The organism is Acidiphilium sp. JA12-A1 (genome assembly GCF_000724705.2).
Classification (GTDB): domain Bacteria; phylum Pseudomonadota; class Alphaproteobacteria; order Acetobacterales; family Acetobacteraceae; genus Acidiphilium; species Acidiphilium multivorum.
Genome location: NZ_JFHO01000084.1, coordinates 20,265 through 29,176, shown reverse-complemented (window position 1 = coordinate 29,176; position 8,912 = coordinate 20,265). Strand labels below are relative to the sequence as shown.

The 8,912-nt window shown below is 70.4% G+C and carries 8 protein-coding genes and 1 pseudogene; 2 read left to right on the top strand and 7 right to left on the bottom strand.

The features are described from left to right. From bchD to RT91_RS15215, 7 genes and pseudogenes are all read right to left on the bottom strand, one after another. A pseudogene (gene bchD, locus RT91_RS15245) lies at positions 1 to 638 on the bottom strand (magnesium chelatase ATPase subunit D); the annotation flags it as partial. Then, entirely contained in the window at positions 635 to 1,657 is a 1,023-nt protein-coding gene (gene bchI / locus RT91_RS15240) for a magnesium chelatase ATPase subunit I (RefSeq protein ID WP_035188174.1), read from the bottom strand. The gene bchI and the pseudogene bchD, both read right to left, overlap by 4 nt. Position 1,658: 1 nt before the next feature. Continuing rightward, positions 1,659 to 2,165: a TspO/MBR family protein gene (locus RT91_RS15235; RefSeq protein WP_035188172.1), complete on the bottom strand. Its 507-nt coding sequence runs from the start codon at positions 2,163 to 2,165 to the stop codon at positions 1,659 to 1,661. Further along, positions 2,162 to 3,355, bottom strand: coding sequence for a geranylgeranyl diphosphate reductase (locus tag RT91_RS15230; RefSeq protein ID WP_035188170.1), 1,194 nt, complete (start codon positions 3,353 to 3,355; stop codon positions 2,162 to 2,164). Before RT91_RS15230 ends, RT91_RS15235 begins: the two co-directional genes overlap by 4 nt. 1 nt (position 3,356) lies before the next feature. Further along, positions 3,357 to 4,286 (bottom strand): chlorophyll synthase ChlG, encoded by a 930-nt coding sequence (gene chlG, locus RT91_RS15225; protein ID WP_035188168.1) that lies wholly within the window; start codon positions 4,284 to 4,286, stop codon positions 3,357 to 3,359. Between the two features lie 15 nt (positions 4,287 to 4,301). Continuing rightward, entirely contained in the window at positions 4,302 to 5,744 is a 1,443-nt protein-coding gene (ppsR, locus tag RT91_RS15220) for a transcriptional regulator PpsR (protein ID WP_035188167.1), read from the bottom strand. A 124-nt stretch (positions 5,745 to 5,868) separates the two neighbouring features. Next, the gene (locus RT91_RS15215) at positions 5,869 to 6,789 is read right to left on the bottom strand and encodes a B12-binding domain-containing protein (RefSeq protein ID WP_240314323.1); all 921 of its coding nucleotides are present in this window, start codon (positions 6,787 to 6,789) and stop codon (positions 5,869 to 5,871) included. Between the two features lie 263 nt (positions 6,790 to 7,052). On the opposite strand from RT91_RS15215, the gene bchF reads away from it, so the two are divergent. Together bchF and RT91_RS15205 are read left to right on the top strand one after the other, a co-directional pair. Further along, a complete protein-coding gene (bchF, locus tag RT91_RS15210; RefSeq protein ID WP_013640268.1) occupies positions 7,053 to 7,643 on the top strand; it encodes a 2-vinyl bacteriochlorophyllide hydratase in 591 nt (196 codons plus the stop codon). Beyond that, positions 7,643 to 8,911 carry a ferredoxin:protochlorophyllide reductase (ATP-dependent) subunit N gene (locus RT91_RS15205; protein WP_035188165.1) on the top strand — a complete coding sequence of 423 codons (1,269 nt, stop codon included), beginning with the start codon at positions 7,643 to 7,645 and terminating at the stop codon, positions 8,909 to 8,911. Before bchF ends, RT91_RS15205 begins: the two co-directional genes overlap by 1 nt. Position 8,912 lies beyond the last annotated feature (1 nt).

The window sequence follows — 8,912 nt, the reverse complement described above, 5'->3', positions numbered from 1 at the left end:
GCGGCGGCCCGCGCCGCCCGCATGGCGAGGATCACTGGCCGCAGCGAGAAGATTCCGAGCTGCGCCGCCACATGGCAGAGCGCCTCGGCCACGCCGTCATCCATCCGCATCCGCGCGAGCCGCCGCCGCGCCGCACCAAGCCCGCGCATCCGCGCAGTCGGGCGCCGCGCCAGCAGATCGGCGGCATCGAGGGCGAAGGCCATCCGGTCGGCCAGCGCGGGGGCGAGATGTTCCTCCGGCCCGATCCCCTCATCGAGGGCGATGGCGCCGAACCGGCCCTCCTGCGCCAGCGCCAGCCGCGCGCACAGGGCGCGGTCGAGCCGCTCGGCCATCGGCAGCACCAGCACGCCGCCCGCCGCCTCCGCCAGCAGGCCGGCCGCCATCACCCGGCGCCCGGCGGCAAGGCTCGCCGCGAGATCGATCCCGCCGAGCAACCGTCCGTCATCGATCCCGGCCGGCACCCGCCGCATCGCCGCCCCCGCCGGCAGCAGGGCGCGGACATGCTCGACAAACCCGTCCCGCGCCGGGCCGAACGGCGCGCGGACCCAGATGCCGCCCAGCCCCGCCGGGTCGAGGCTGAACAGGGCCGCGACCACCGCCGCGCTGCGCGCCGGGCGCGGCGGCGGCATCGGGCTCATGCGACGAACACCTCGTCGAGCGCGCGATCGACCCGCGCGCCGGCCATCGATTCATCGAGCGGATCGCGCCGCAGCCGGTGGCGCAGCGCCGCCGGGGCCACCGCCCGCAGATGCGCCGGCGTCACCGCGACCTCGCCTTCCAGCGCCGCCTTCGCCCTTGCCGCGCGCAGCAGCGTCAGCTCGCCGCGCAGCCCGTCGGTGCCGAGTGCCACGCACAGCCGGGCGGCGAGCGCCAGCACCTCGTCGGCGACCGCGACCATCGGCAGCAACCGCCGCGCCGCGACGATCGCCTCGCGCAGCCCGGCCTCCGCCGCCGCGAAGCGCCGCGCGAAGCCGGCCGGGTCCTGCTCGAACGCATCCCGCCGCCGCACCACCTCGATCCGCTCGTCGATATCCGTCGGCGTCCTGATCTCGACGCACAGGCCGAACCGGTCGAGCAACTGCGGCCGCAACTCGCCCTCCTCGGGGTTGCCGCTGCCGATCAGCACGAAGCGCGCCGGGTGGCGCAGGCTCAGCCCCTCGCGCTCGACCACGTTCTCGCCCGACGCCGCGACATCGAGCAGCAGATCCACCAGGTGATCCTCCAGCAGATTGATCTCGTCGATATAGAGAAAGCCGCGATTGGCGCGGGCCAGCAGTCCCGGCTCGAACGCCTTGACCCCGTCGGCGAGCGCGCGCTCGATATCCAGCGCGCCGACCACCCTGTCCTCGGTGGCGCCGAGCGGCAGATCGACCACCGGCACGCGCACCCGCTCGCGCGGCAACCGCCCGCCGACGCGCCGCGCCCGGCACTCCGGGCAGAGCCGCCGCCGATCGGCCGGATCGCAGCGATAGCGGCAGCCCGCCACGGCACTCACCGCCGGTAGCAACGCCGCCAGCGCCCGCACCGCGGTCGACTTGCCGGTGCCGCGATCGCCCAGCGCCAGCACCCCGCCCAGCGCCGGCTCGATCGCCGCGATCAGCAGCGCCTCCTTCATCTCCGCCTGGCCGACGATCGCGCTGAACGGATACGGGCCCATGTCAGCGCGCTCCCATGGCGGCGCCGAACGGGCGGTTCAGCCGCACGATCGTCAGGTTCAGCACGCCGGCGAAGCCCACCCACAGCAGATAGGGCAGCAGCAACAGGCTCGCCCCCGCAGCATAGGGCTGCATCGCCAGCATGATCGCCGCGATCGAGGCGAACAGCGCCACCAGCTCGGCCAGCGCCCAGTCCGGCCGCTTCAGGGTGAAGAACAGCACGCTCCAGAGAATGTTCAGCACCGCGTTGAGCCCGAACAGCACCAGGAGCCGCCCCGCCGCGCCGGGCGCGGGCGCGCTCTCCCAGCCGATCACGCCGGCGGCGGCGGCGAGCGCGAAGATCAGCGTCCAGACCGGACCGAACAGCCATTCCGGCGGCTGCCAGGACGGCTTGTGGAGCTGACGGTACCAGGTGCCGAGCCGCGTCGCGAGCCCGCCGGCCAGCGCCGTCGCCGCCGCCGCACCCGCCGCGACCAGCACCGGCCCCCAGCCGCCCCCGAGCGCGCTCATGCCCGCGCCAGCCCGGTCAGATGCGCGATGTTCTTCGCGAAGATACGCAGATGCGCCGCCGGCTTCGCCCGCACCAGCGCCTTTTCCATATAGGCCTGCCAGGTGATGGACTGCACGTCGGCATCGCCGCAGATGGCGACGAACCGCTCCCGCCGCCGATCGCTGGCATACCAGAAATCCTGCATCATCCCGAGCACGGCGAACACCATGCCATGCGCCGCCATGAACCGCCGCCGCGCCTCGCGCAGCACCCGCGCATCGCCGCTGGCGCAGAACGCGTCGGCCGCCTCGCCGGCGAGCTGCCCGCCGAGCATCGCGTAATAGATCCCCTCGCCCGAGGCCGGCGCCACCACCCCGGCGGCATCCCCGGCCAGCAGCACGTTCACCCCGTCATCCCACCGCGCCAACGGCTTCAGCGGCAGCGGCGCGCCCTCGGCGCGGATCGTCTCCGCCTGCCCGAGCCCGGTCTCGTCGCGCAGCGCCGCGACGGCGCGGCGCAGCGAGAACCCCTTCACCGCGCTGCCGGTGCCGATGCTCGCGGTCTCGCCATGCGGGAAGATCCAGGCGTAGAAATCGGGCGAAACCCGGGCGTCGTAATAGATGTCGCACCGCCTGCCATCCCAGCCCGCTTCCGCCGCACCCGCCGCCGGCGCGCGGATCACCTCGTGATAGGCGAACACCCGCCGCGCAGCACCCGCGCCCGGCACCATCTGCCGCGCAACCGCCGAGGCCGCGCCATCGGCGCCGATCACCGCCCGCGCCGCCACCGTGTGCTGCATTTCGCCGGCGCGGTAATGCACCAGCGTCCGCCCGTCCGCCGCGCGCTCGATGCGCTCGTGCCGCCCGGTCAGCCGCACCGCCCCGGCCGTTGCCGCCCGCGCGCGGAGGAACTCGTCGAACACGTCGCGATCCACCATGCCGACGAACCCGTCCCCGGCAATCGGCATCGACACCTGCCGCCCGCGCGGCGAGACGATGCGCGCCCCCCGCGCGCGGGCCACCAGCAGGTGATCGGGGATGTCGAACTCATGGATCAGCCGTGGCGGCACCGCGCCGCCGCAGGGCTTGATCCGCCCCGCGCGGTCGAGCAGCAGCACCGAGCGGCCGGCCCGCGCCAGCGTGGCGGCAGCCGTCGCCCCCGCCGGCCCGCCGCCGATCACCGCCACGTCATAATCCTGTATCGCGGCCATTTCATGCTCCTCCGCCGGCGAGCGCGAAAGCGCAGACCAGCATGCCGATGACATAAAGCGTCGTCCCGGTCGCGTTGTACCAGGGGGCGCGCTCGCGCGGGCGCTGCAGCAGCCTTCCCATCAGCCCAAGCTGGCACGCCAGCAGCAGCCCGACCGCGAACGCCGCGAGCCGGTGATCCCAGGCGATCATCAGCCCGATCACCACGAGCTGCGGCAGCGCCATCACCACGCAGGCGAGCCGCGCCGCCGGGGCAACGCCGAGCTGCACCGGCAATGAGCGGATGCCGCTCCGCCGATCCCCCTCGACCGACTTGAAATCGTTCAGCGTCATGATGCCGTGCGCGCCGAAACTGTAGAGCAGCGCCAGCCACAGCACCGGGGCGGAGGGCAGCGCGCCCCGCATCACCGCGGCACCGGTAAACCACGGCACCCCCTCGTAGCAGAGGGCGACGGCGGCATTGCCCCACCAGCCATTGCGCTTGAGCCGCAGCGGCGGCGCGCTATAGGCCCAGGCCGCGAGCAGGGCGAACACCGCGGCGCCGAACCCCCAGCGCCCGAGCGGCACCGCCTCCGCGAGCGAAAGCGCGGTCCAGATCAGCGCGACGTAAAGCCCCCAGCGCCCCGGCATCCTGCCGGAGGGGATCGGCCGGTCCGGCTCGTTGATCGCATCGACATGGCGGTCGAACCAGTCATTGACCGCCTGCGAGGTGCCGCAGACCATCGGCCCCGCGAGCACCATGCCGAGCAGCAGCTCCGGCCAGCGCCCGGCCAGCGGCGCGCCGGAGGACACGGCGCCGCAGACGAAGGCCCAGATTGCGGCGAACCAGGTAACCGGCTTGAGAAGTTCGAGACAGACCCGGAAGCCGGGCAGCGATTCCGGGGCGACGCGCAGGGGAGCAAGCGTGAGGTTCGTCTCTTTCGCTGACGCCATCGCTCCCCCTTCGGCCTATCCGGGGCTGGCCGGCGCGGCATCCATCATGCCGTAGCGCCGCAGCTTCACGTAAAGGCTCTGTCGCGACAGGCCGAGCATCTCGGCCGCCGAAGCCCGGTTGTCGCCGGTAATGTCGAGCGCCGCCTCGATCGACAGCCGCTCGATCACGTCGGTCGTCTCGCGGACGATATCCTTGAGCGACACCCGGCCGATCAGTTCGCTGATCTGCTCGAGGGAGCGCGGCACTGTCCGCGCCGCGGCAGGGCGCATGAGTTCGGACGTAGCCCGCCCGGCGACGTTGCGAATCGCAAAGCCGAAGCAGGGCTTGCCGTCGCTGACCAGCGAAACGGCCGAGATTTCGACATCGATTTCGGCGCCGAACTCGTCGCGCAATGTCGTCGGATAGAGGCGAACCGAGCCGTTCTGCCGCAAATTGGCTGTCACCACCGGCAGGTCGACTCCAGGTCGGCCGAGCCACTGGTCCAGCGAAAGCCCAACCACCTGCTCGGGAGATGCCGCCTGCACCATCTCGGCGAAGGCCGCATTCGCCGCGATCACCCGCCCGTCATGCCCGGCGACGACGAACCCGTCCGGCGCGTTGTCGATCAGTTTGAGCAGGTTCGCCTTGCCAGCGGGCAGCACGTCCTGCCGATCCGGGAGTTTCACCGGCGAAAGCCGGATGAGGAAATTCAGTCCGCTGCCCTGGCGGATCACAAAGGCCGAGAGGCCGACGGGTTCCTTCTGCCCGAGCAGGCCGATCGGCGTGTCATCGGCGCGGCCCGTCCGGCTCACGCCGCCCAGCAACCGCTCGAGCGTGGCCCGGCTGCCCGGTTCGACGACATCGGCAAATGCCCGCCCCACCAGCTTGCCCTGTCGGCGAAACATCTGCTGTGCCGCCGGGTTGGCCTCGGCCACACGCTGCGTTGCGCCATCGAGCACCAGCATCGGCTCCGACGATTGCTGAAAGAGAATCCGATAGCGCGTCTCGACATGGCGCAGCCGCGAAAAATCCCGCTCCAGTGACTGCTGCACGTCGATCAACCGCTGCTGCAGTGTCGCGATGGTCCTGAGGTCGCGGCCGAAGGCGACGATGCTGCCCTTCTCGCCGATCGCCATGGCCGAAAACAGCACCGGCACGTCCCTGCCATCCCGCCCGGGACAATTCACGTGCCGGTCCGTGGCAAGCGCCTGATCCGCAGGAGCCTCGCCCGCCGCGCTCAGCATCGCGACCACCTTGTCACGACTTTCCAACGTCACGGTCTCCACCCAGGGCCGCCCGACCCAGTCGGAAATCTCGGCGAATTCCCGCGCAAGCGCCGTATTTTGAACCGCGATGTCACGGATCACACCCTTCCGGTCGACGATGAGGGCGATGTCCGCCATCGTCGCGATCACCATCCCGACAATGTCCGCACTCATGCCGACGAGCCATTTGCCGGGCGATTTGAAGGCTTTCATCTCGGACCACTCTTTCAGGAATTCGTTTAAATATTCGAGACGTCTGAAGTATCCTCCCTAGTGTCAACTTTCAACTACCCCGATCGTCAACGCGTAGTGACATGCGTCTAGTTCGGGCGTTGTCTCAACGCCGTGCGGCCGTCCGGTTGAGATCCAGCCGGCTTGCCTGGCGCAGCGCGTCCTGTGCGTCGACGGCCATCGAGTCGGCCCCCACGAACTGGCAGCGTTCCGGATAATCGAGAAAGACCTTGCCGCCGACCATGACGTGGAGAGCCGGATTTGGCGCCACCGCGCGCAGCGAGCGGATAATGGCCGGCAGCCCTTTCAACCAGCGGTCAGCTGTCACCGAAAGGCCGATCACGTCGAACCAGTTGCGCCGCGCGATTGCCAACAGAACCGTCCGCGTGCTGCGCGGCTCGGTACTCACCAGCCACCCGGTGCGGCGGAACACATCGGCCAGCACCGCAATCCCGAATGTGTGCTGCTCGCCTGGCGCCGCCGCGAACAAGGCCTGTCCGGCCATCCGCTCCATACCGGCCGGCAGCTCTGGCGGCGGGCTGGTCTCGAGCAGGATCTGGTTCAGTCGCACCATTCCAAGCGTCACGGCGGCGAAGTCGCAGCGATCCTCCTCCCACAGCACCCCGAGCCGACGGGCGGCCGGGGTGAGCAGATCGCGCAGTATCATGTCGTGATCCGCCCCACGCGCGGCGAACTGCTCGATCAGCACATGGGCGCGGCTGAGATCGTCCATCAGGATGCAGCCGAGAAACTGCTCGACCTCCCGCGCCGAAGGCTTGACCAGACTGACATCGACCCAGACGGGCAAGGGCAGATGGCTGGCGATGACGCGCGGCAGAACCTGCTGCCGCAGCACACGGTCCAGCAGGTCCGACCAGGGGGGGAAGTATGTTTGCGGCTGACGCCGAAGGGCGTTCCGGTCGGCAAGGCCGCCGCTGTCGATCTGTTCGGTACCGCTCTCGGTGTCCCCGAAGTGCAAATCCAGATACGCATCTGCAGATTCACGCATCAGATACCTCCCGAACATGGGCACAGGATGGCATTAATTTTTCCCGAATGTCAATCGATATTGACGTAAATATAGATTGACATTCGGAGCGGCCGGACGCTAGCCTTTCAATTGTCGCTATGACGCGACCGAGGAAATTCCGATGATTCGGCTTGATAAAATGAAATCTGGCCATCGCTGCCCCCAGCGGGCTGGTTGGGTAGCGCCCGCACGATAGCGGACCACTGCCTGCCGGCTTCCTTTTCGTTGTGGATCGAACGCTTCTCGAGAGGGCATGTCAAGTGGACTTTACACGCATCATCGACCGTCTGGTCGCCCCCGTGAATTGCTGCCCGTGGCAGGGCCACGCCTACGGCATCTCGGCGCAGGCCCATCCCGCGCCCCGGCGCGGCACGCGGCGCTCGCCCTATCTCTACAGCGTCGAAGAGCGGCGGCGGCGGGATTCGACGCCCTGGACCACGGTGCAGGCCATCCTCGCGCCGCTCCAGTTCGCCGTCTTCCTGATCAGCGTCTGCCTCGTGCTGCGCTATCTCGCCACCGGCGAGGGCCTGGCCATCGCCACCGCCTCCATCCTCGCCAAGACCGCGATCCTGTTCACCATCATGGTCACCGGCGCGATCTGGGAAAACGCGGTCTTCGGCCAGTATCTCTTCGCGCCGGCGTTCTTCTGGGAAGACGTTTTCAGCGTCCTCGTGATCGGGCTGCACGTCACCTACGTCGCGGTGCTGGTCACCGGCGCCGCACCCGCGCACACGCAGATGCTGATCGCGCTCGCGGCCTATGGCACCTATCTGGTCAACGCCACCCAGTTCCTGATGAAGCTGCGCGCGGCCCGGCTCGAAGCCGCCCCCCGCGCCGCGATCCCCGGCTGATGAGCGCCTGCGCCACATCGCCGGCCGCCCCGCCCGCGGTCATTGCCGAGCGCGGCCAGCGCGAGGTGTTCTGCGGGCTGACGGGGATCGTCTGGCTGCACCGCCGGATCCAGGATGCGTTCTTCCTCGTCGTCGGCTCGCGCACCTGCGCGCATCTGCTCCAGTCGGCGGCGGGGGTGATGATCTTCGCCGAACCCCGCTTCGCCACCGCAATCATCGAGGAGCGCGACCTCGCCGGCCGCGCCGATCTCGACGACGAGCTCGACCGCGTCGCCACCCGCCTGATCGCCCGCCGCCCCGATATCCGGCTGCTGTTCCTGGTCGGCTCCTGCCCGTCCGAGGTGATCCGGCTCGATCTCGGCCGCGCCGCCGCCCGGCTGGAGGAGCGCTTCGACCGCAGCCCGCGCGTGCTCGCCTATTCCGGCAGCGGCATCGGCACCACCTTCACAGAGGGCGAGGATGCCTGCCTGTCCGCCCTCGTCCCCACCCTCGCGCCCGCGCCCGGCCCGGCCACGCGGCTGCTGGTGGTCGGCGCCCTCGCCGATGTGGTGGAGGACCAGTTCCGCCGCCTCTTCGCCGCCCTCGGCATCGCCCCGGTCGATTTCCTGCCCGCCCGCCGCGCCGACGCGATGCCGCCGATCGGCCCCGGCACGCGCTATGTGCTGGCCCAGCCCTTCCTCGGCGAAACCGCCACCGCGCTGGAGCGGCGCGGCGCGGTGCCGATTGCCGCCCCCTGCCCGCTCGGCGCCGAGGGCACGCGGCTCTGGTTCGAGAGCATCGCCGCCGCCTTCGGCATCGATCCCGCCCATGTCGATGGCGTGCTGTCGCTGCCCGTCCGCCGCGCCACCGCCGCCCTCGCCGCGCCGCGCGCCCGCCTCGCCGGCCGCCGCGTCTTCCTCTTTCCCGATTCCCAGCTCGAAATCCCGCTCGCCCGCTTCCTCGCCCGCGAATGCGGCATGATCCTCACCGAGGTCGGCACGCCCTTCCTCAACCGAAGGCTGATGGCGCCGGATCTCGCCTTGCTCCCCGCCGACGCCCAGCTCGCCGAGGGCCAGGACGTCGAGCGCCAGCTCGACCGCTGCCGCGCCGCCCGCCCCGATCTCGTGGTCTGCGGCCTCGGCCTCGCCAATCCGCTCGAGGCCGAGGGCTTCGCGACGAAATGGTCGATCGAGCTGGTGTTCAGCCCGATCCAGGGCTTCGAACAAGCCGCCGACCTCGCCGCCCTGTTCGCCCGCCCCCTCGCGCGCCGCGCGCTGCTGGAGGTCTGAA